Source organism: Streptacidiphilus sp. PB12-B1b, assembly GCF_014084125.1.
Lineage (GTDB): Bacteria > Actinomycetota > Actinomycetes > Streptomycetales > Streptomycetaceae > Streptacidiphilus.
On record NZ_CP048405.1, the window covers coordinates 2,596,811 to 2,617,544 of the forward strand.

A 20,734-nucleotide genomic window follows, 5' to 3' on the forward strand; every position below is an offset into this window, starting at 1 on the left:
CGACAGCCGTCGCACCCAGGGAGCAGCAGCATGACCACGACCGCCGCCCACCAGTCCCAGCAGCAGCGGGCGGATGCGCTCCGCCGAGCGCTCGCCACCCGCGTCGTCGTCGCCGACGGCGCCATGGGAACCATGCTGCAGGCTCAGGACCCTTCGATGGACGACTTCCAGGGGCTGGAAGGTTGCAACGAGGTCCTCAGCGTGACCCGGCCCGACATCGTCCGCGGCGTCCACGACGCCTACTTCGCGGTCGGCGTGGACTGCGTCGAGACCAACACCTTCGGCGCCAACCACGCGGCGCTGGGCGAGTACGACATCGCCGAGCGGGTCTTCGAGCTCTCCGAGGCCGGGGCCCGGATCGCCCGCGAGGTCGCCGACGAGTACGCCACCGAGGACCGCCCGCGCTGGGTGCTGGGCTCCATCGGGCCGGGCACCAAGCTGCCCACCCTGGGCCACCTGCCGTTCGCGCTGCTGCGGGACGGCTTCCGGAAGAACGCCGCCGGGCTGATCGCCGGCGGCGCCGACGCGCTGCTGGTGGAGACCAGCCAGGACCTGCTGCAGACCAAGGCGGCGGTGCTGGGCTGCAAGGAGGCGCTGCGCGAGTCCGGGCTGGACCTGCCGGTGATCGTGCACGTGACGGTGGAGACCACCGGCACCATGCTGCTGGGCTCGGAGATCGGCGCCGCGCTGACCGCGCTGGAGCCGCTGGGCATCGACATGATCGGGCTGAACTGCGCGACCGGCCCGGCCGAGATGAGCGAGCACCTGCGCTACCTGGCCAAGAACGCCCGGATCGGCCTGTCCTGCATGCCCAACGCCGGCCTGCCGGTGTTGACCAAGGACGGCGCGCACTACCCGCTGACCCCCGGCGAGCTGGCCGACGCGCACGAGGTGTTCACCCGGGAGTACGGCCTGGGCCTGGTCGGCGGCTGCTGCGGCACCACCCCGGAGCACCTGCGGATGGTGGTGGAGCGGGTCCGCGGGCAGCAGGTGGCCGCCCGCAGCCCGCGGCCGGAGCCCGCCGCCGCCTCGCTCTACCAGGCCGTCCCGTTCCGGCAGGACACCTCCTACCTGGCCATCGGCGAGCGCACCAACGCCAACGGCTCCAAGAAGTTCCGCGAGGCCATGCTCGCCGCCGACTGGCAGGCGTGCGTGGAGATCGCCCGCGACCAGATCCGCGAGGGCGCCCACCTGCTCGACCTGTGCGTGGACTACGTGGGCCGCGACGGCGTCCAGGACATGAAGCAGCTGGCCGGCCTGCTGGCGACGGCCTCCACGCTGCCGGTCGTGCTGGACTCCACCGAGCCGCAGGTGCTGGAGGCCGGGCTGCAGCTGCTCGGCGGCCGGGCGGTGCTGAACTCGGTGAACTTCGAGGACGGCGACGCCGACGACTCGCGCTACGGCCGGATCGCCGCGCTGGCCCGCGAGTACGGCGCCGCGCTGATCGCGCTGACCATCGACGAGCAGGGCCAGGCCCGCACCGCCGAGACCAAGGTCGCCATCGCCGAGCGGCTGATCAGCGACCTCGGCGAGCGCTTCGGCATCCCCGAGTCCTCGATCCTGGTGGACTGCCTCGCCTTCACCCTGGGCACCGGGCAGGAGGAGTCCCGCCGCGACGGCATCGAGACCATCGAGGCGATCCGCGAGCTGAAGCGCCGCCACCCGGACGTGCAGACCACGCTCGGCCTGTCCAACATCTCCTTCGGCCTCAACCCGGCCGCCCGGATGGTGCTGAACTCGGTCTTCCTGCACGAGTGCACCGAGGCCGGCCTGGACTCGGCGATCGTCCACGCCGCCAAGATCCTGCCGATGGCCCGCATCCCCGAGGAGCAGCGCGAGACCGCCCTGGACCTGGTCTACGACCGGCGCCGCCCGGCCTCCGGCGACGACCCCGGCTACGACCCGCTGCAGCGCTTCCTGGAGCTGTTCGAGGGCGTCAGCGCCGCCTCGGTGCGGGCCGGCAAGGCCGAGGAGCTGGCCGCGCTGCCGCTGGAGGAGCGCCTGCAGCGGCGGATCGTGGACGGCGAGCGCAAGGGCCTGGAGCAGGACCTGGACGAGGCGCTGGCCGCCATGCCGGCCCTGGACATCGTCAACACGGTGCTGCTGGAGGGCATGAAGACGGTCGGCGAGCTGTTCGGCTCCGGCCAGATGCAGCTGCCGTTCGTGCTCCAGTCGGCCGAGGTGATGAAGGGCGCGGTGGCCTACCTGGAGCCGCACATGGAGAAGTCCGAGGACGAGGGCAAGGGCACCATCGTGCTGGCCACGGTCAAGGGCGACGTCCACGACATCGGCAAGAACCTGGTCGACATCATCCTGTCCAACAACGGCTACACCGTGGTCAACCTCGGCATCAAGCAGCCGGTGTCGGCGATCCTGGAGGCCGCGCAGGAGCACCGCGCCGACGTCATCGGCATGTCCGGGCTGCTGGTGAAGTCCACGGTGATCATGAAGGAGAACCTGCAGGAGCTGAACCAGCGCGGCATGGCCTCGGACTTCCCGGTCATCCTCGGCGGCGCCGCGCTCACCCGCGCCTACGTCGAGCAGGACCTGCACGAGATCTACGAGGGCGAGGTCCGCTACGCCCGGGACGCCTTCGAGGGCCTGCGGCTGATGGACGCCCTGATCGGCGTCAAGCGCGGGGTGCCCGGCGCGGCGCTGCCCGAGCTGAAGCAGCGCCGGCACGCCCGGGTCGAGGTCGAGGAGCCGCAGGAGAGCACCGAGCGCTCCGACGTGGCCCTGGACAACCCGGTGCCGGTGCCGCCGTTCTGGGGCGACCGCCTGGTCACCGGCGTCCGCCTGGACGACTACGCCTCCTGGCTGGACGAGGACGCGCTGTTCAAGGGCCAGTGGGGGCTGAAGGCGGCCCGTGAAGGGGGTGCGGTGCAAGGCGCCTCGGACAAGGGCGGTGGCGGGCGCCGGGCGGGCGGCCCCTCCTACGAGGAGCTGGTGGAGACCGAGGGCCGGCCCCGGCTGCGGATGTGGATGGACCGGCTGCGCACCGAGGGCCTGCTGGAGGCGGCCGTGGTCTACGGCTACTACCCGGCCGTCTCCCAGGACAACGACCTGGTGGTGCTCGGCGAGGACGGCGAGGAGCGGACCCGGTTCACCTTCCCCCGGCAGCGCCGGGGCCGCCGGCTCTGCCTGGCGGACTTCTTCCGCCCCGAGTCGTCCGGCGAGAAGGACGTGGTCGCCTTCCAGGTGGTCACCATGGGCAACCGGATCTCCGAGGCCGCCAACGAGCTGTTCGCCTCCGACTCCTACCGCGACTACCTGGAGCTGCACGGGCTGTCGGTGCAGCTGGCCGAGGCCCTGGCCGAGTACTGGCACGCCCGGGTCCGCGCCGAGCTGGGCTTCTCCGGCGACGACCCGGCGGAGATGCGCGACATGTTCGCCCTGAAGTACCGCGGCGCCCGCTTCTCGCTCGGCTACGGCGCCTGCCCGGAGCTGGAGGACCGGGCCAAGATCGCCGACCTGCTGCGCCCGGAGCGGATCGGGGTCCACCTCTCCGAGGAGTTCCAGCTGCACCCCGAGCAGTCCACCGACGCCATCGTCATCCACCACCCGGACGCCAAGTACTTCAACGCGAGGTGAACACCGCGCGCAACGTGCGGCGGAGCGGGCCGGGCGGCCTATCGTGGTCTCTCCACGACCAGGAAGGCCGCCCGTGACGACGTACGCCTCCACCGTCTCCCCCGACCGGGAGTCCACCGGCCTACAGGCCGTCCTGCTGGACATGGACGGCACGCTGGTGGACACCGAGGACCTCTGGTGGGAGGCGGAGTGCTCGCTGCTGGCCGAGCACGGCCACGTGCTCGGCCCGGCCGACCGGCAGGCCGTGGTCGGCGGCCCGATGAGCCGGGTGGTGGCGCACCTGCTCGCGGTCAGCGGGGCGGACCTGACCGCGGAGCTGTTCAGCGCGATGATCAACGAGCGCTTCACCCAGATGATCGCCGGCGGGGTGCCGCTGCGCCCGGGCGCGGCGGCGCTGCTGGCCGAGCTGGCGGCCGAGGGCGTCCCGACCGCCCTGGTCTCCGCCGCGCACCGGCGGATCATCGACCTGGTGCTGCGCAGCCTGGGCGGCCACCCCTTCGGCTTCACCGTGGCCGGGGACGAGGTCGAGCGGACCAAGCCGCACCCCGACCCCTACCTGCTGGCCGCAGCCCGGCTGGGCGCCGACCCGGCCCGCTGCGTGGTGATCGAGGACGCCCCGACCGGCGTCCGGGCCGGCGAGGCCGCGGGCTGCCGGGTCCTGGCGGTGCCCTCGGTGACCCCGATCGAGGCCCTTCCGGGGCGCACGGTGCTGGAGTCGCTGGAGGGGGTCAGCGTGGCCTTGCTGCGCGGGCTCGTCCCTGGTACTGACAGGGCATCAAGGTAACTACCTGCTAACGCCAAATCGGTCATTCTGGCCCATTGGCGAACAAGACGCACCGGCGTGGGCGAACCCTGGGTCAGCTGCCCTGGGGCTTCGTGACATCGTATGGGACGCTACAGGCGATCGAACCCTAGCGTGGATCACGCGTCACCCCCGTGCGTGGTGTCGTGTGCTGCGCGGCCGCCCCCTCACGCCGTGCTGATGCGCCCTGGAGCACACCCCGTTCCGGGGCAGTGGCGCGGTCGTACGACCTTGGTACGGCGTCCACAGCGCCGGCCAGGAAACGAAGGAAGTCATGTCAGCAGCCAAACGACTGGCGACGCTCGGCTGCGTCGGCCTGCTCGCCGCAACGTCCGCCTGCTCCTCCTCCAGCTCCTCGTCGGGCGGGGTGGACGGGGCGCCCAAGACCGCCATCACCATGGGCACGATCGAGTCGTACAGCTCGCTCGACCCGGCCGGTGCCTACGACACCGGGTCCTGGCTGGTGTTCTACAACATCTACCAGCGCCTGATGAGCTACGCCCCGGGCGCCACCATCCCCACCCCGGACGCGGCGCAGAACTGCTCGTTCGCCGACAGCACCGACACGGTCTACACCTGCACCCTGCAGTCCGGGCTGACCTTCTCCAACGGCGACCCGCTGAACGCCGCCGCGGTGAAGTACTCCATCGACCGGGTCATCCAGATCGGCAAGCTGAAGCGCGACAACGACTCCGGCGTCAGCGTCCTGCTGAGCACCGTGCAGTCGGTGACCACCAGCGGCGACCTGGGCATCACCTTCCACCTGAACACCTCGGACGCGACCTTCCCCGACCGGCTGGCCTCCGGCGTCGGTTCGATCGTCGACCCCAAGACCTTCCCGGCGACCTCGCTGCTGCAGGGCGACAACCCGGTCGGCTCCGGCGTCTACCAGGTCGACTCGGTCAAGCTGGGCCAGCCCCAGGGCGGCCGGGCCAACCCGCAGTCGGTCTCGATGTCGCTGAACGCCGACTACAAGGGCCAGGCGATCACCGCCACCAGCAAGCCGCTGAACTCCAGCGTCCAACTGAACTACTACACCACCCCCGCGCAGATGATGACCGCCCTGAACAGCGGCGCCATCGACATGAACGCCAGCACCGACATCGCCTCGAGCGACCTGGTCCGGCTGGAGGGCGCCCAGATCCTCGGCAAGGGCCTGCAGGTCGACACCGGCGCCGGCACCCAGACCCGGATGATCGTGCTGAACGTCAAGAACGGCCCGTTCAGCAACCCGGCGACGCGCAAGGCGGTCGCCGAGATGGTCGACCGCAACGCGATAGCCTCGCAGGTCTACCAGCGCACGGTGGTGCCGCTGTACTCGGTGATCCCCGGCGGCATCGGCGACGCCACCACGGCCTACCAGGACGTCTACGGCGCCGACCCGACCGCCGCCTCCGAGGTCCGCAGGCAGCTGGACAACGCCGGGGTCAAGCTGCCGATCAGCTTCGACTACTCCTACGCCCAGTCCTCCCCGGGCGCCGACGCCGAGGCCGCGCTGGTCAAGCAGGAACTGGAGACCGGCGGCGTCTTCAAGGTCAACCTGAAGCCGGTGGCCAACCTGAACGACCTGATCGGCGAGTGGGGCACGGGCAAGGTCGAGGCGTCGGTCTCCGGCTGGTCCTCCGACTACCCGGACCCGGACGACTACGTCTCCCCGTTCCTGGGCGCGCCCGGCACCTTCGGCAGCTACTACACCAACGCGTACATCAGCAACACGCTGGTGCCGCAGACCCTCCAGCAGAGCGACCGCAGCAGCGCCGACCTGCAGACCGAGCTGGGCAAGATCCAGACCCAGTTCGCCAAGGACGCGGCCTACATCCCGCTGTGGCAGAACAAGCAGTACGTGGTGACCCAGGCCGACGTCACCGGCGTCCCGCTGACCCTGGACACGGCCGGCATCATGCGCTTCTGGATGGTCGGCAAGAACTGACCCCCGGCGCCCCCGACGGCGGCGGGCCGGGCCGGACCCCCCGAGGTTCCGCCCGGCCCGCCGCCGTCGCCGCGTCCGGGCGTCGCCGGTCAGCCCGCGCCGGGCCGCACCAGGCCGCTCTCGTAGGCGAACACCGCCGCCTGGACCCGGTCCCGCAGGCCCAGCTTGGTCAGCACATGGCCCACATGGGTCTTGACCGTGGTCTCGCTGACGAACAGCTCCCCGGCCACCTCCGAGTTGGACATCCCCGGGCGACCAGCTTCAGCACCTCGACCTCGCGCTCGGTCAGCGTCGCCAGCGAGGGCGGCGGGGCCTCGTCGCCGGAGGGCAGCCGGCCCGCGTACATGTCCAGCAGCCGCCGGGTGACGCTGGGCGCGAGCATCGCCGCGCCGTCCGCCACCACCCGGATCGCCTGCACCAGCTCCTCCGCCGGGACGTCCTTCAGCAGGAAGCCGGAGGCGCCCGCGCGCAGCGCCTCGACCACGTACTCGTCCAGGTCGAAGGTGGTCAGCACGAGCACCTTGGCCGGGCCGTCGCGGCCGGGGCCGGCGATCCGGCGGGTCGCCTCCACACCGTCCATCCGCGGCATCCGGATGTCCATCAGCACCACGTCCGGCTGCAGCACCCGCACCTGGTCCAGTGCCTGCTGGCCGTCCCCGGCCTCGCCGACCACCGCGATGTCCGCCTCGGCCTCCAGGATCATCCGGAACCCGGTACGCAACAGCGGCTGGTCATCGACCAGCAGCACTCGGATCGCCACAACTAGCTCCACTCATCGGTTCCCCCCGCGCCGGGGGCGGTCGGCACAGTCAAAGGGTACGGCGGGGGAGTGCCGCCGAAGGCCGGGCACAGCGCCTTGTGGGCGCACCAGTCGCACAGCCGGTTGGGCGTGGCCGGCCACTCGCCCGCCGCCAGCGCCCGCTGGATCGCCGCCCACAGCGCCAGCAGCTTGCGCTCCACCGCCCGCAGATCGTCCAGATCCGGGTCGTAGCTGACGATCGAGCCGCCGCCGCCCAGGTAGACCAGCTGCAGCCGGCGCGGCACCACGCCGCGCAGCCGCCACAGCACCAGCGCGTAGAACTTCATCTGGAACATGGCCTTGCCCTCGAAGTCCCGCGCGGGCGCCCGGCCGGTCTTGTAGTCCACGATCCTGACCTCGCCGGTCGGCGCCACGTCGACCCGGTCGACGTAGCCGCGCAGCCGCAGCCCGGACTCCAGCTCGGTCTCGACGTACAGCTCCCGCTCGGCCGGCTCCAGCCGGTTCGGGTCCTCCAGCCGGAACCAGCCCTCGATCAGCCGCTCGGCCTCGGCCAGCCAGCGGGCCAGCTCCGCGCCGTCCGCGTCGTCCGGGAACAGCCCGGCCAGCTCCGGACGCTTCTCCAGCATCCGCGCCCACTCCGGGCGCAGCAGCGCCACCGCGGCCTGCGGCGTCCGCTGCCCGGCCGGAGCGTCGAACAGGCGCTCGAGCACGGAGTGGATCACCGTGCCCCGGGTGGCGGCCGGGCTCGGCGGCTCCGGCACCTTGTCGATCACCCGCAGCCGGTAGAGCAGCGGGCAGGTCATGAAGTCGCCCGCCCGCGAGGGCGAGAGCGCCACCGGCACCCCGGCCGGGGCGGCGGCGAGCGCCACGGCGGCGGGTGCGGCGGCGGATGCGGCGGGGTCGGGGGCGGACGCGGGATCGGGGAGCGGACCGGACGGGTGCATACGGCGAGCCTAGGGCCCGGCACCGACAGTCCGCCGACCTACGCCCCGACGCCTGCCGTGAGGCACGCCGGGACGCACCCCCTGACGCACCCCCGCGGCCGCCGTCCGGAGCCCGTCACCGGTAGGCGCGGCTCCGCGCGGGTAGACACCCATCGAACGGTCGGGCCCGTGGCCTCCGCCCCTGGGAGATCGCGTAGGTTGAGGCCGGGGGCGCGCACCCGCACGCCGATCCGACGGTACGGAGGGGGCCGCAGTGAGCGACACCAAGGAAGACCGCCCCCCAGGCGCGCTGCTGATGGGCCGCCCCTTCGGCGTACCGGTCTACATCACCCCCACCTGGTTCCTCATCACCGGCCTGATCACCTGGCTGTTCGGCGGCCAGATCGACCGGGTGCTGCCCGGCCTCGGCGCCGCCCGCTACCTGGTCGCCCTGTTCTTCGCGCTCGCCTTCTACGGCTCGGTGCTGATCCACGAGCTCGCCCACACCGTCGTCGCGCTGCGCTACCGGCTCCCGGTCAAGCGGATCCAGCTGCAGTTCTTCGGCGGCGTCTCGGAGATCGAGAAGGAGGCCGAGAGCGCCGGCCGCGAGTTCTGGCTGGCCTTCTCCGGGCCGCTGCTCTCGCTGCTGCTCGGCGCGGTGTTCCTCGGCGGCATGCAGCTGGTCGAGTCCGCCACCGTGCCCGGTGTGCTGCTGACCGCGCTGATGCTCAGCAACGTCGTCGTGGCCGCCTTCAACCTGCTGCCCGGCCTGCCGCTGGACGGCGGCCGGATGCTCCGCGCCGTGGTCTGGAAGGCCACCGGCAGCCCCATGGCCGGTACGGTCGCCGCCGCCTGGGTGGGCCGGCTGCTGGCCCTGGCCGTGCTGGTCGGCATGCCCACCCTGGCCGCCTACCAGGCGCCCGGCTCCGGCTTCAGCGGCCTGCTGGTGGACGCCGTCCTCGGCGCGATCCTCGCCGCCATCATCTGGAACGGCGCGGCCGGCAGCGTCCGGGTCGCCCGGCTGCGCGAACGGCTGCCGCAGCTGAGCGCCCGGGGCCTGGCCAGGACGGCCGTCACGGTGGTCCAGGACACCCCGCTGGCCGAGGCGCTGCGGCGGGTGGAGGCCGAGGGCGCACGCGCCGTGGTGATCGCCGACGGTCGCGGCGAGCCGGTCGCGCTGGTCCGCGAGGCCGCGGTGCGGGCCGTCCCCGAGCACCGGCGGCCCTGGACGGCGGTCGCCGCGGTCGCCCGCGACCTGGAGCCCGGCCTGATGATCCCCGCCGACCTGGTCGGCGAGGAGCTGCTGGACACGCTCCGGGCCAACCCGGCCGCCGAGTACCTGGTCGTGGAGCGGGACGGCAGCCCGCTGGGCGTCCTGGCCGCCCAGGACGTCGAACTGGCCTTCGCCCGGGCCATGGCCGGCCAGGCGCCGCTCCCGCCGGTCCCCACCGGCACCCCCGCTTGACCGCCCGCGCCCGTCCGCGCCAGGCCCCGCCTGACCGTCCGCGCCAGGCCCCGGCGGGGAGCACCGCCCGGGGGCACTAGACTGTGCCGCATGTCAGAACCGACCGGCGCCGCCCGCCGCCGCGGGCCCTTCCAGGTCGGGGACCAGGTCCAGCTCACCGACCCCAAGGGTCGCCACCACACCATCACGCTCGAACCCGGCAAGGCGTTCCACACCCACAAGGGCGCCTTCTCGCACGACGAGCTGATCGGAGCCCCCGAAGGCTCCGTGGTGCGCACCACCGGGAACATCCAGTACCTCGCGCTGCGCCCCCTGCTCTCCGACTACGTCCTCTCCATGCCGCGCGGCGCCGCGGTGGTCTACCCCAAGGACGCGGGGCAGATCGTCACCATGGCCGACATCTTCCCCGGCGCCCGCGTCGTCGAGGCCGGGGTCGGCTCCGGTGCGCTCAGCTGCTCGCTGCTGCGCGCCGTCGGCGACAACGGCTCGCTGTCCTCGTACGAGCGCCGCGAGGACTTCGCGGAGATCGCCCGCACCAACGTCGAGCGCTACTTCGGCAGCCCGCACCCGGCCTGGCGGCTCACCGTCGGCGACCTCCAGGACAACCTGGTGGAGACCGAGGTCGACCGCATGGTCCTGGACATGCTCGCGCCCTGGGAGTGCCTGGACGTCGCCGCCAAGGCGCTCGTCCCCGGCGGCGTGATCTGCTGCTACGTGGCCACCACCACCCAGCTGTCGCGCACCGTCGAGGCGCTGCGCGAGCACGGCTGCTTCACCGAGCCGCAGTCCTGGGAGTCGATGGTCCGCAACTGGCACGTCGAGGGGCTGGCCGTCCGCCCGGACCACCGCATGATCGGCCACACCGGCTTCCTGCTCACCTCCCGCCGGCTCGCCGACGGGGTCGAGCCCCCGCTGCGCCGCCGCCGCCCCGCCAAGGGCGCCTACGGCGACGTGGAGGCCCCGATCGCCCCGCAGCCCGGCCGCTTCCTCAAGCTGGCCGAGGCCGCCGCCGACGGCCGCCCGGACGAGGACGGCCCGGCCGAGGACTGAGCCGTCCCGCACCGCCCCGACGACCGGCCCGAGGGCCCCGCGCAGCCATCGCGCGGGGCCCTCGCCCGTTCCCCGGCCGCGCACCGGCCGCACCCCCGGACAGCCGCACCCCGGAGCCCGTACCCGCCGCCGGGGCACCCCCGCCGGTGTGGGACGATGCTGCCCACCGCCCGGCCGCCACCGCCCCGGCACGGCCCGCGAACGGCCCCGGCGCGGCTCGGGCGTGCAATGCGGAAGGGGAGTGCTCAGGTGGCACAGCAGGCGCCAGGACCGGACACGGCACCGCGGCCCGGAGCGGCCCCCGGCGGGCCGCAGCGCCCCGCGCACGCCCGCGCCCGCGCCGCGCACTGGCTCGGCACCGCCGCCGCCCTGGCCGCCCTCGTCGCCGCGGTGCTGGCGGTGGCCCCCGCCGACGCCACCGCGCCCGTCCCGGACGGCCCGCACGCGCTCCCGGCCGCCGACGCCCCCGACCCGGCCCGCGCCGCCTACCCGCTGGGCTGCGACGGCCTGCCGGTCAAGGTCTCGCAGAGCTTCAGCGCCGACCTCACCGGCCGGGGCGCCGACGCCACCGTAGCCGCCGCCCACTGCCTGTCCGCCACCGGCACCCCGCCGGACGGCCTCTACATCCTGCGGGCCGGCGGCCCCGGCGGACGCCCCCGGATAGCGGTCACCCTGATCACCCCGGGCCAGGACCTGACCGTCCGCAGCGTGACCGTGCGCAGCGACGGCAGCATCCTGGCCGACGTGGACGGCTACTCCTCGCCGGACGTCCCGCGCTGCTGCGCCGACGTGCACGAGACCTTCACCTGGACGCCGCACGGCGCCGGATACACCCGTACGGTCTCAACCCCCGACGCCGAGACCTGAGCCCGGGCTGAGAGCGCGTCAGCCCGCCCTGTGATCTCGGTCACAGGGCGGGCCGGTCCTCGAACGGCCTACTCGGCGTCGGGGCCGAACACCTCGACCAGATCCCGGGCGCGCCGCACGTGGATGCAGTCCCCGGGGCACTCCTTGGCCGAATCCACCACGTCCTGAAGGACCGTCAGCGGAACCGGGACGGTCGCGCCCGGGGCCTGGCGCAGTTCGTCGTCGTCGCCCTTCACATAGGCCAGACCGTCGATGTCGAGTTCGAATACCTCGGGTGCGTACTGCACACAGATGCCGTCGCCCGTGCACAGATCCTGGTCGATCCACACTTCCAGAGGCTCGCCCGCACTGTCGTCCACGCTGGACATCCGCCCGCCGTTCCTGGTCGCCGGGGCCCCGGAGGACGCCCGCTATTCCCGCCATCGGTACACACATCGAACCCTGTCGGAGCAACCCGATCGCTGTTGACCCGTCCGACTCTAACAACTGGTCGCTTTCGAGCGTCTTCGAGTGGGTATCCCAGTGAGCGAGGGGACGTGCGCAAGGGTGAAGATCGGACACACCCCCTTCCGACTTTCTGATCTAGGGGTTTCAACGCTGTCAGGCACAGGTAGGGTCTGAAAGCGTTCAGCTCCCCCGGAGGAGGTGAGGACCGTGGCAGCCCACGATGACGACTACGCCCGAGGCGGCAGGCCCGCACGGGGTTCTGAGGAAGCCCTCAGCCAGGTTTCCTTTCTTGAGCAGGAGATTGCTGTCCTGCGCCGTAAGCTCGCAGACTCGCCGCGCCACACGAGAATCCTCGAGGAGCGCATCGCCGAGCTGCAGGCCAATCTGTCCGGAGTCACCGCCCAGAACGAGCGGCTCGCCTCCACCCTGAGGGAGGCCCGCGACCAGATCGTGGCCCTCAAGGAGGAGGTGGACCGGCTCGCCCAGCCGCCGGCCGGCTTCGGCACCTTCCTGACCGCCAACGAGGACGGCACCGCCGACATCTTCACCGGCGGCCGCAAGCTGCGGGTGAACGTCAGCCCCAGCGTCCCGCTGGACGAGCTCCAGCGTGGCCAGGAAGTCATGCTGAACGAGGCGCTCAACATCGTCGACGCGATGGAGTTCGAGAGCATCGGCGACATCGTCACCCTCAAGGAAGTCCTCGAGGACGGCGAGCGCGCCCTGGTCACCGGGCACACGGACGAGGAGCGGGTGGTCCGGCTCGCCGAGCCGCTCCGCGACCTCACCCTGCGCTCCGGCGACGCCCTGCTGCTGGAGCCGCGCTCGGGCTACGTCTACGAGGTGGTGCCCAAGAGCGAGGTCGAGGAGCTGGTCCTCGAAGAGGTCCCGGACATCGACTACGACCGCATCGGCGGCCTCGGCAGCCAGATCGAGCAGATCCGCGACGCGGTCGAGCTGCCCTACCTGCACGCCGAGCTGTTCAAGGAGTACGAGCTGCGCCCGCCCAAGGGCGTCCTGCTCTACGGCCCGCCCGGCTGCGGCAAGACGCTCATCGCCAAGGCGGTGGCCAACTCCCTGGCCAAGAAGGTGGCGGAGGTCACCGGACAGCCCCAGGGGAAGAGCTACTTCCTCAACATCAAGGGCCCCGAGCTGCTCAACAAGTACGTCGGCGAGACCGAGCGGCAGATCCGCCTGGTCTTCCAGCGGGCCCGGGAGAAGGCCAGCGAGGGCACGCCGGTCATCGTCTTCTTCGACGAGATGGAGTCGCTGTTCCGCACCCGCGGCTCCGGTGTCAGCTCGGACGTGGAGAACACCATCGTCCCGCAGCTGCTCGCCGAGATCGACGGCGTGGAGGGCCTGGAGAACGTCATCGTCATCGGGGCCTCCAACCGCGAGGACATGATCGACCCGGCGATCCTGCGCCCGGGACGGCTCGACGTCAAGATCAAGATCGAGCGCCCGGACGCCGAGGCGGCCAAGGACATCTTCTCCAAGTACCTGAAGAGCTCCCTGCCGCTGCACCCGGACGACGTCAAGGAGCACGGCTCGTCGGTCGAGGGCACGGTCGACGCCATGATCCAGGCCGTCGTGGAGCGGATGTACACCGAGACCGAGGAGAACCGCTTCCTGGAGGTCACCTACGCCAACGGTGACAAGGAGGTCCTGTACTTCAAGGACTTCAACTCCGGCGCCATGATCCAGAACATCGTGGACCGGGCCAAGAAGATGGCGATCAAGGACTTCCTCGACCACGGCCAGAGAGGTCTGCGGGTCACCCATCTGCTCGCCGCCTGCGTGGACGAGTTCAAGGAGAACGAGGACCTGCCCAACACCACCAACCCGGACGACTGGGCCAGGATCTCCGGCAAGAAGGGCGAGCGGATCGTCTTCATCCGCACGCTGGTCACCGGCAAGCAGGGGGCCGAATCCGGCCGCTCGATCGACACTGTCGCCAACACGGGGCAGTACCTGTAGGTCAGCACCGCCACCGTCCGGCTACGGGTGCCCGTCGGCCCGTAGCCGGACGCTGGCGTCTGGACGCCGTCCCCCGCCTCGGCAGGCGTCCGGCGGCACGAAGTGAAAGTAACCCGGGCCGCGATCTCCCGGTTGTCAGTGCGCAGTCCTAGGCTCGGGTTACCGCACCGGGCCGACCGTCGACGGACGGCTCGTCAGCGGCAGCTTTGAAGGAGGGCCGCATGTCTGTACGGCGCGTGATGGGCATCGAGACGGAGTACGGGATCTCTGTCCCGGGACACCCCAACGCCAATGCCATGCTCACCTCGTCCCAGGTGGTGAACGCCTACGCGGCGGCCATGCACCGGGCGAGGCGGGCCCGCTGGGACTTCGAGGAGGAGAACCCGCTGCGCGACGCGCGGGGATTCGACCTGGCCAGGGACACCGCGGACGCCAGCCAGCTGACGGACGAGGACATCGGCCTGGCCAACATCATCCTCACCAACGGCGCCCGCTTCTACGTGGACCACGCCCACCCCGAGTACAGCTCGCCCGAGGTCACCAACCCCCGCGACGCCGTGCTCTGGGACAAGGCCGGCGAGCGGATCATGGAGGAGGCGGCCAACCGCGCCCTGCAGCTGCCGGGTGCCCAGCCGATCCACCTGTACAAGAACAACACCGACAACAAGGGCGCCTCCTACGGCACCCATGAGAACTACCTGATGAAGCGGGCGACGCCGTTCGCGGACATCGTCCGGCACCTCACCCCGTTCTTCGTCTCCCGGCAGGTGGTGACCGGGGCCGGCCGGGTCGGGATCAACCAGGACGGCTCGGTCAACGGCTTCCAGATCAGCCAGCGGGCCGACTACTTCGAGGTCGAGGTCGGGCTGGAGACCACCCTCAAGCGCCCGATCATCAACACCCGCGACGAGCCCCACGCCGACGCCGAGAAGTACCGCCGGCTGCACGTCATCATCGGCGACGCCAACCTCTCCGAGATCTCCACCTACCTCAAGCTGGGCACCACCGCGCTGGTGCTGTCGATGATCGAGGACGGCTTCATCGGCGTGGACCTGGCCGTGGACCAGCCGGTGCGCACCCTGCACAAGGTCTCCCACGACCCGGACCTCGGCCACCTGCTGTCGCTTCGCAGCGGGCGGAAGATGACGGCCGTTCAGCTCCAGATGGAGTACTGCGAGCTGGCCCGCAAGTACGTGGAGGACCGTTTCGGCGCCGACGCCGACGAGCAGACCCGCGACGTCCTGGACCGTTGGGAGGACGTCCTCGGCCGGCTGGAGCGCGATCCGATGAGCCTGTCCCGGCAGCTGGACTGGATCGCCAAGCGGGAGATTCTGGAGGGCTACCGCACCCGCGACGGCCTCGGCTGGGACAACCCCCGGCTGCACCTGGTCGACCTCCAGTACGCCGACGTACGGGCCGAGAAGGGCCTCTACAACCGCCTGGTGGACCGCGGCCGGATGGACCGCCTGCTGGACGAGGCCGACGTGCTCAGGGCGGCCCACAAGCCGCCGGAGGACACCCGGGCCTACTTCCGCGGCCGCTGCCTGGAGCAGTACGCCGACCACGTGGCCGCCGCCTCCTGGGACTCGGTCATCTTCGACCTGCCCGGCCGTGACTCGTTGCAGCGAGTGCCCACGCTGGAGCCGCTGCGCGGTACCAGGAAGCACGTCAAGGCGCTGCTGGACCGCTGCCGCACGGCGGAGGAGCTGGTCCGGGTGCTCTCCGGCGGCTGAACATCTGTCCGCTTCCGGCGTAACCGCAGCGTAGCGACGGATCACCACGGGTGAATGCGGCCGTGCTGGGCATCATCGGAACAGCACCGGACGTTGCACCGGTGAAGGAAAACACGAGGCAACTGTCACACCTCGTGTATAAGGTCTGACCAGGAGTACCGGGTAGCACCGGGCCCAACCGTGCGCAGCGATGCGCCGTCAACCGAGCGGGGTGAGGGACATGGCGACCAAGGACACCGGCGGCGGCCAGCAGCGGGCGAACCGCTCCTCCGAGGAGGTCGAGGAGGCGGAGGTCGAGGCCAACGAAGCCTCCGACCTCAAGGAGCGCAAGGCGAAGCTCGACGACGACGTGGACGCGGTACTCGACGACATCGACGAGATCCTGGAGTCGGACGCCGAATCCTTCGTCCGGAGCTACGTGCAGAAGGGCGGCGAGTAGCCCCCCTGCGGGGCGTGCGGGAATCCACCCGTGGAAATCCCGGCTTTCCCCGGGTTTCCACGGGCGCGCAGGCGATAGGTGTACGAGCTGTCGTCGGCCCCGGCCCTGCGGCGGTGTGCTTTCCGGCCGTGCCGCGAACCTGCCGCGAACCGCGTTCGCGGGCCTCTCCACCCGGCGTCCGCGCCGACCGCGCCGATCCTGCTCCGGGCATGTTGATCACGACCGCAAAACGGGTAGGGTCCGAGCCATCCTCTGCTCCAACTGCGACGGCGGACCGGGTCAGTTCAAGGACCGGCCCGAGCTGCTCCGGCGTGGGGCCGACTATCTGGAAGGGAACGTGTGGAAGCCAACACTCGTGGCACCGGGCGTCTACCGGCTGCCTTCTTGACACCGGGTTCGTCGTCCTTCGTCGAATTCCTGGCCGACCACCAGCCGGAGCTGCTCCCCGGCCGCCGGGTCCTGCCCGCAGGCGCGCAGCAGCCGCTGGAGGCCCCGCACGGCACCACCATCGTCTCCGTGACCTTCGACGGCGGGGTGATCCTGGCCGGTGACCGCCGGGCCACCATGGGCAACCTGATCGCCCAGCGGGACATCGAGAAGGTGTTCCCGGCCGACGAGTACTCGGCCGTCGGCATCGCCGGCACCGCCGGGCTCGCGGTCGAGATGGTGCGCCTGTTCCAGCTGGAGCTGGAGCACTACGAGAAGATCGAGGGCACCCAGCTCTCACTGGAGGGCAAGGCCAACCGGCTGACCACCATGATCCGGGGCAACCTGGGCATGGCCATGCAGGGTCTGGCCGTGGTCCCGCTGTTCGCGGGCTACGATCTGGACCTCGGCCGCGGCCGGATCTTCAGCTACGACGTCACCGGCGGCCGCTCCGAGGAGCTGGGCTTCGCCGCCACCGGCTCCGGCTCGCTCTTCGCCAAGGGCTCCCTGAAGAAGCTCTACCGCCCCGACCTGACCGCCGAGCAGGCCGCCACCGCCGTCGTCCAGGCGCTGTACGACGCCGCCGACGACGACTCGGCCACCGGCGGCCCGGACCTCACCCGGGGCATCTTCCCGATCGTGGGCGTCATCACCGAGGACGGCTTCCGCCGCCTTCCCGACGAGGAGGTGGGGGCGCTGGCCCGCAGCATCCTCGACCACCGCCTGGAGTTCCCCAACGGCCCGCAGGCCGGGCTGCTCTAGACCCGCACAGCTGACTCCTGAAGACTCCTGATCTACCCTGACCGTTCGACCAGAAGGGGCGACCGCCGGTGTCGACGCCGTTCTACGTCTCACCCCAGCAGGCCATGGCCGACCGCGCGGAGTACGCCCGCAAGGGCATCGCCCGCGGCCGCAGCGTGGTCGTGCTCACCTACACCGACGGCATCGTCTTCGTGGCGGAGAACACCTCGCGGGCGCTGCACAAGGTCTCCGAGATCTACGACCGCATCGCGTTCGCCGCGGTCGGCCGCTACAACGAGTTCGAGAACCTCCGGATCGGCGGCGTCCGCTACGCCGACCTGCGCGGCTACTCCTACGACCGGGCCGACGTCAACGCCCGGGGCCTGACCAACGTCTACGCCCAGACCCTGGGCACCATCTTCTCCTCGGCCGGCGAGAAGCCCTACGAGGTCGAGCTGATCGTGGCCGAGGTCGGCAAGTCGCCCGACGACGACCAGATCTACCGGCTCACCCACGACGGCTCCGTCGCGGACGAGCGCGGCACGGTCGCCGTCGGCGGCAACGCCGAGTCCATCGGCCACTACCTGACGCAGCACCACACCGCCGGTCTGAGCCTCCCCGAGGCCCTCAAGCTGGCCGTGGACGCCCTCGCCAGGGATCCCAACGGCGGCAGCCCGCGGACCCTGACCCAGGACCAGCTGGAGGTCGCGGTGCTGGACCGCAGCCGCTGGCAGCAGCGCAAGTTCAAGCGCCTCGTCGGCGGCCAGCTGGACCGGCTGCTGGCGGGCGACGAGACCGCGACCGGCGACGTGGAGGACGAGCCGGGCAGCTCCGACGAGGGCTGATCCTCCCGATTCCGACCCGGTTCCGATCTGCCGTGAGGGCGTGCTTCGGCACGTCCTCACGGCATTTCCGCGTCATCGAGGAATGATCCGAAACCTCGCGTCGAAACGGTTTCAGACAGCGACTAAAAGCGTAAAGTCCAATCATGGACCGCCGAATCTTCGGGCTGGAGAACGAGTACGGCGTCACCTGTACGTTTCGGGGGCAGCGGCGACTCTCCCCGGACGAGGTGGCCAGGTACCTCTTCCGCCGTGTCGTGTCATGGGGCCGGAGCAGCAACGTGTTTCTGCGCAACGGCGCCCGTCTCTATCTCGACGTGGGCTCGCATCCGGAGTACGCCACTCCGGAGTGCGACGACGTCACCGAACTCGTCACCCACGACAAGGCCGGGGAGCGCATCCTCGAAGGACTCCTGGTGGACGCCGAGAGGCGGCTGCACGAGGAGGGCATCGCCGGCGACGTCTACCTGTTCAAGAACAACACCGACTCCGCGGGCAACTCCTACGGCTGCCACGAGAACTACCTGGTGGCCCGGCACGGCGAGTTCTCCCGGCTGGCCGACATCCTCATCCCGTTTCTGGTCACCCGCCAGCTGATCTGCGGCGCGGGCAAGGTGCTGCAGACCCCGCGCGGCGCGGTGTACTGCGTGAGCCAGCGGGCGGAGCACATCTGGGAGGGCGTCAGCTCGGCGACCACCCGCTCCCGTCCGATCATCAACACCCGCGACGAGCCGCACGCCGACGCCGAGCGCTACCGCCGGCTGCACGTGATCGTCGGCGACTCCAACATGTCCGAGACGACCATGCTGCTCAAGGTCGGGGCGACCGACCTGGTGCTGCGCATGATCGAAGCCGGTGTGGTGCTGCGGGACCTCACCCTGGAGAACCCGATCCGGGCGATCCGCGAGGTCAGCCACGACCTCACCGGCTCCCGCCAGGTCCGGCTGGCCAACGGCCGCGAGGCCAGCGCGCTGGAGATCCAGGAGGAGTACTTCACCAAGGCCGCCGAGTTCGCCGACGCCAGGGGCCTGCGCACCGGCACCGTCGCCAAGGTGCTGGACCTGTGGGGCCGCACCCTGGAGGCGATCCGCAGCCAGGACCTCACCCTGGTGGAGCGGGAGATCGACTGGGTCATGAAGTACCAGCTGATCGAGCGCTACCGGGCCAAGAACCAGATCAGCATGTCCCACCCGCGGGTCGCCCAGATCGACCTCGCCTACCACGACATCCACCGCCGCCGGGGGCTGTTCTACCTGCTGCAGAACCGCGGGCAGGCGGAGCGGGTCACCACCGACCTCAAGATCTTCGAGGCCAAGTCGGTCCCGCCGCAGACCACCCGGGCCCGGCTGCGCGGGGACTTCATCCGCCGGGCCCAGGAGCAGCGCCGCGACTTCACCGTCGACTGGGTGCACCTGAAGCTCAACGACCAGGCGCAGCGCACCGTCCTGTGCAAGGACCCGTTCCGCTCGGTGGACGAGCGGGTGGAGAAGCTGATCGCCGGCATGTAGCCGCGCGCCCAGCACATGCAGCCCGCAGGCGCCCGTCCTCTACCCATATCCATGGCATTTGTCCAGCTCTCGACCCTCGTGTCCCGATTGTGACGGCGCGGGGGTCGAGTTCTGTGTTCGGTAAGGGGAGCGAGGTCGTAGAGTGGCGCGGAATGTAGGTTCCCCTCCCTCCCACTCCTAAGGACGACCGTGCGCCGAACCACCGCTGCTGCCGCGCTGCTCCTCGTGCCCGCGTTGCTGTTGACCGGGTGCGGTAGCAGCACCAAGGCCGGCACCGCGGACGCGACGACGGTGGCCCCCGTGTCCTGTCCCGCCGCACCCGCCTCGACCGCTCCCACGGCCACGCCGGTGGTCGGCGGCACGGTGGACTCGGCCGACCCGATGCCGACCGTGGGCGGGGTGTTCGCCAAGAGCGCCACCATCGCCACCTCCGGCAAGCCGACCGACAAGCTGGTCGTGAACACCGTGACCAAGGGCACCGGCGCGGTGATCGGCACCGGCGACACGGCCATCACCGACGTCCTGGTCAAGGACTGGAACACCGGCAAGACCGTCAGCGACTCGTACACCAGCAAGGCCCCGCTGGTCGGCAGCACCGGCGGGATGATCCCGGCGCTCAAGGCCGCGGTGCAGGGCCGCGCCATCGGCAGCCGGATGCTGGTGGTGGCGCCCCCGGCCGACGCCGCCTCGCAGCTGGCCGCCTCCGAGGCCCAGTCCGGCTCGTCCAGCCTGGGCGTCAGCGCCAAGGACACCCTGGTGATGGTCGTGGACATCACCGGCGCGGTGTCCAGCAAGGGCCAGGCGTCCGGCACGGCGGCCAAGTCGGTCGCGGCCAGCCTGCCGGTGGTCAACGCCTGTGACGCGAAGGCCGCGACCATCACCATCCCCAAGGGCGCGACCGCCCCCACCGCGCTGCAGTCGGCGGTGCTGGTCAAGGGCAATGGCCCGAAGGTCGCCAGCGGCCAGACCATCATCGCCCAGTACACCGGCGTGACCTGGGCCGACGGCAAGGTGTTCGACTCCTCCTGGAACGACGGCGGCGCGGCCTCCTTCGCCATCGGCGTGGGCCAGGTCATCAAGGGCTGGGACCAGGCGCTGGTCGGCCAGACCGTCGGCAGCCGGGTGGAGATCGTGATCCCGCCGTCCCTGGGCTACGGCAGCAGCGCCCAGGGCAGCATCCCCGCCAACTCCACGCTGGTGTTCGTGGTGGACATCCTGGGTGCCGCGTAACGCGTA

16 protein-coding genes and 1 pseudogene are annotated in these 20,734 nt (G+C 71.2%); 14 read left to right on the forward strand and 3 right to left on the reverse strand.

Annotated features, from left to right (window positions below):
* Window positions 1-30: 30 nt before the first annotated feature.
* The 3 genes from metH (at window position 31) to GXW83_RS11745 (ending at window position 6,323) form a co-directional block, all read left to right on the forward strand.
* Window positions 31-3,591, forward strand: a complete 3,561-nt coding sequence (metH, locus tag GXW83_RS11735) for a methionine synthase (RefSeq protein ID WP_182443023.1) — start codon at window positions 31-33, stop codon at window positions 3,589-3,591.
* A 73-nt stretch (window positions 3,592-3,664) separates the two neighbouring features.
* Window positions 3,665-4,375 (forward strand): HAD family phosphatase, encoded by a 711-nt coding sequence (locus GXW83_RS11740; RefSeq protein ID WP_182443024.1) that lies wholly within the window; start codon window positions 3,665-3,667, stop codon window positions 4,373-4,375.
* A 292-nt stretch (window positions 4,376-4,667) separates the two neighbouring features.
* Window positions 4,668-6,323 (forward strand): ABC transporter substrate-binding protein, encoded by a 1,656-nt coding sequence (locus tag GXW83_RS11745; RefSeq protein WP_182443025.1) that lies wholly within the window; start codon window positions 4,668-4,670, stop codon window positions 6,321-6,323.
* 89 nt (window positions 6,324-6,412) lie between these two features.
* Here the strand turns inward: GXW83_RS11745 and GXW83_RS11750 are convergent.
* Together GXW83_RS11750 and GXW83_RS11755 are read right to left on the reverse strand one after the other, a co-directional pair.
* Window positions 6,413-7,083, reverse strand: a pseudogene (locus GXW83_RS11750) (response regulator).
* A gap of 2 nt (window positions 7,084-7,085) precedes the next feature.
* Window positions 7,086-8,027 (reverse strand): RecB family exonuclease, encoded by a 942-nt coding sequence (locus GXW83_RS11755; RefSeq protein WP_182443026.1) that lies wholly within the window; start codon window positions 8,025-8,027, stop codon window positions 7,086-7,088.
* A 253-nt stretch (window positions 8,028-8,280) separates the two neighbouring features.
* On the opposite strand from GXW83_RS11755, the gene GXW83_RS11760 reads away from it, so the two are divergent.
* From GXW83_RS11760 to GXW83_RS11770, 3 genes are all read left to right on the forward strand, one after another.
* Window positions 8,281-9,471 carry a site-2 protease family protein gene (locus GXW83_RS11760; protein WP_225446918.1) on the forward strand — a complete coding sequence of 397 codons (1,191 nt, stop codon included), beginning with the start codon at window positions 8,281-8,283 and terminating at the stop codon, window positions 9,469-9,471.
* Between the two features lie 90 nt (window positions 9,472-9,561).
* Window positions 9,562-10,521: a tRNA (adenine-N1)-methyltransferase gene (locus GXW83_RS11765; protein ID WP_182443027.1), complete on the forward strand. Its 960-nt coding sequence runs from the start codon at window positions 9,562-9,564 to the stop codon at window positions 10,519-10,521.
* A 249-nt stretch (window positions 10,522-10,770) separates the two neighbouring features.
* Entirely contained in the window at window positions 10,771-11,388 is a 618-nt protein-coding gene (locus GXW83_RS11770; RefSeq protein ID WP_182443028.1) for a hypothetical protein, read from the forward strand.
* 68 nt (window positions 11,389-11,456) lie between these two features.
* On the opposite strand, the gene GXW83_RS11775 is transcribed toward GXW83_RS11770, so the two are convergent.
* Entirely contained in the window at window positions 11,457-11,756 is a 300-nt protein-coding gene (locus GXW83_RS11775; protein ID WP_182443029.1) for a ferredoxin, read from the reverse strand.
* A gap of 286 nt (window positions 11,757-12,042) precedes the next feature.
* Between GXW83_RS11775 and arc the strand changes: the two genes are divergently transcribed.
* The 8 genes from arc (at window position 12,043) to GXW83_RS11815 (ending at window position 20,728) form a co-directional block, all read left to right on the forward strand.
* Entirely contained in the window at window positions 12,043-13,809 is a 1,767-nt protein-coding gene (arc, locus tag GXW83_RS11780; RefSeq protein ID WP_182443030.1) for a proteasome ATPase, read from the forward strand.
* Window positions 13,810-14,030: 221 nt separating this feature from the next.
* Window positions 14,031-15,542 (forward strand): depupylase/deamidase Dop, encoded by a 1,512-nt coding sequence (gene dop / locus GXW83_RS11785; protein WP_182443031.1) that lies wholly within the window; start codon window positions 14,031-14,033, stop codon window positions 15,540-15,542.
* A 220-nt stretch (window positions 15,543-15,762) separates the two neighbouring features.
* Window positions 15,763-15,981: a ubiquitin-like protein Pup gene (locus GXW83_RS11790; protein ID WP_182443032.1), complete on the forward strand. Its 219-nt coding sequence runs from the start codon at window positions 15,763-15,765 to the stop codon at window positions 15,979-15,981.
* A 115-nt stretch (window positions 15,982-16,096) separates the two neighbouring features.
* A complete protein-coding gene (locus GXW83_RS33970; protein WP_370466642.1) occupies window positions 16,097-16,369 on the forward strand; it encodes an endonuclease domain-containing protein in 273 nt (90 codons plus the stop codon).
* The gene (prcB, locus tag GXW83_RS11800; RefSeq protein WP_182443033.1) at window positions 16,321-17,169 is read left to right on the forward strand and encodes a proteasome subunit beta; all 849 of its coding nucleotides are present in this window, start codon (window positions 16,321-16,323) and stop codon (window positions 17,167-17,169) included. Before GXW83_RS33970 ends, prcB begins: the two co-directional genes overlap by 49 nt.
* 68 nt (window positions 17,170-17,237) lie before the next feature.
* Window positions 17,238-17,993: a proteasome subunit alpha gene (prcA, locus tag GXW83_RS11805; protein WP_182443034.1), complete on the forward strand. Its 756-nt coding sequence runs from the start codon at window positions 17,238-17,240 to the stop codon at window positions 17,991-17,993.
* Window positions 17,994-18,136: 143 nt separating this feature from the next.
* The gene (gene pafA / locus GXW83_RS11810) at window positions 18,137-19,498 is read left to right on the forward strand and encodes a Pup--protein ligase (protein ID WP_182443035.1); all 1,362 of its coding nucleotides are present in this window, start codon (window positions 18,137-18,139) and stop codon (window positions 19,496-19,498) included.
* Window positions 19,499-19,687: 189 nt separating this feature from the next.
* Window positions 19,688-20,728 carry an FKBP-type peptidyl-prolyl cis-trans isomerase gene (locus GXW83_RS11815; RefSeq protein WP_225446919.1) on the forward strand — a complete coding sequence of 347 codons (1,041 nt, stop codon included), beginning with the start codon at window positions 19,688-19,690 and terminating at the stop codon, window positions 20,726-20,728.
* Window positions 20,729-20,734 lie beyond the last annotated feature (6 nt).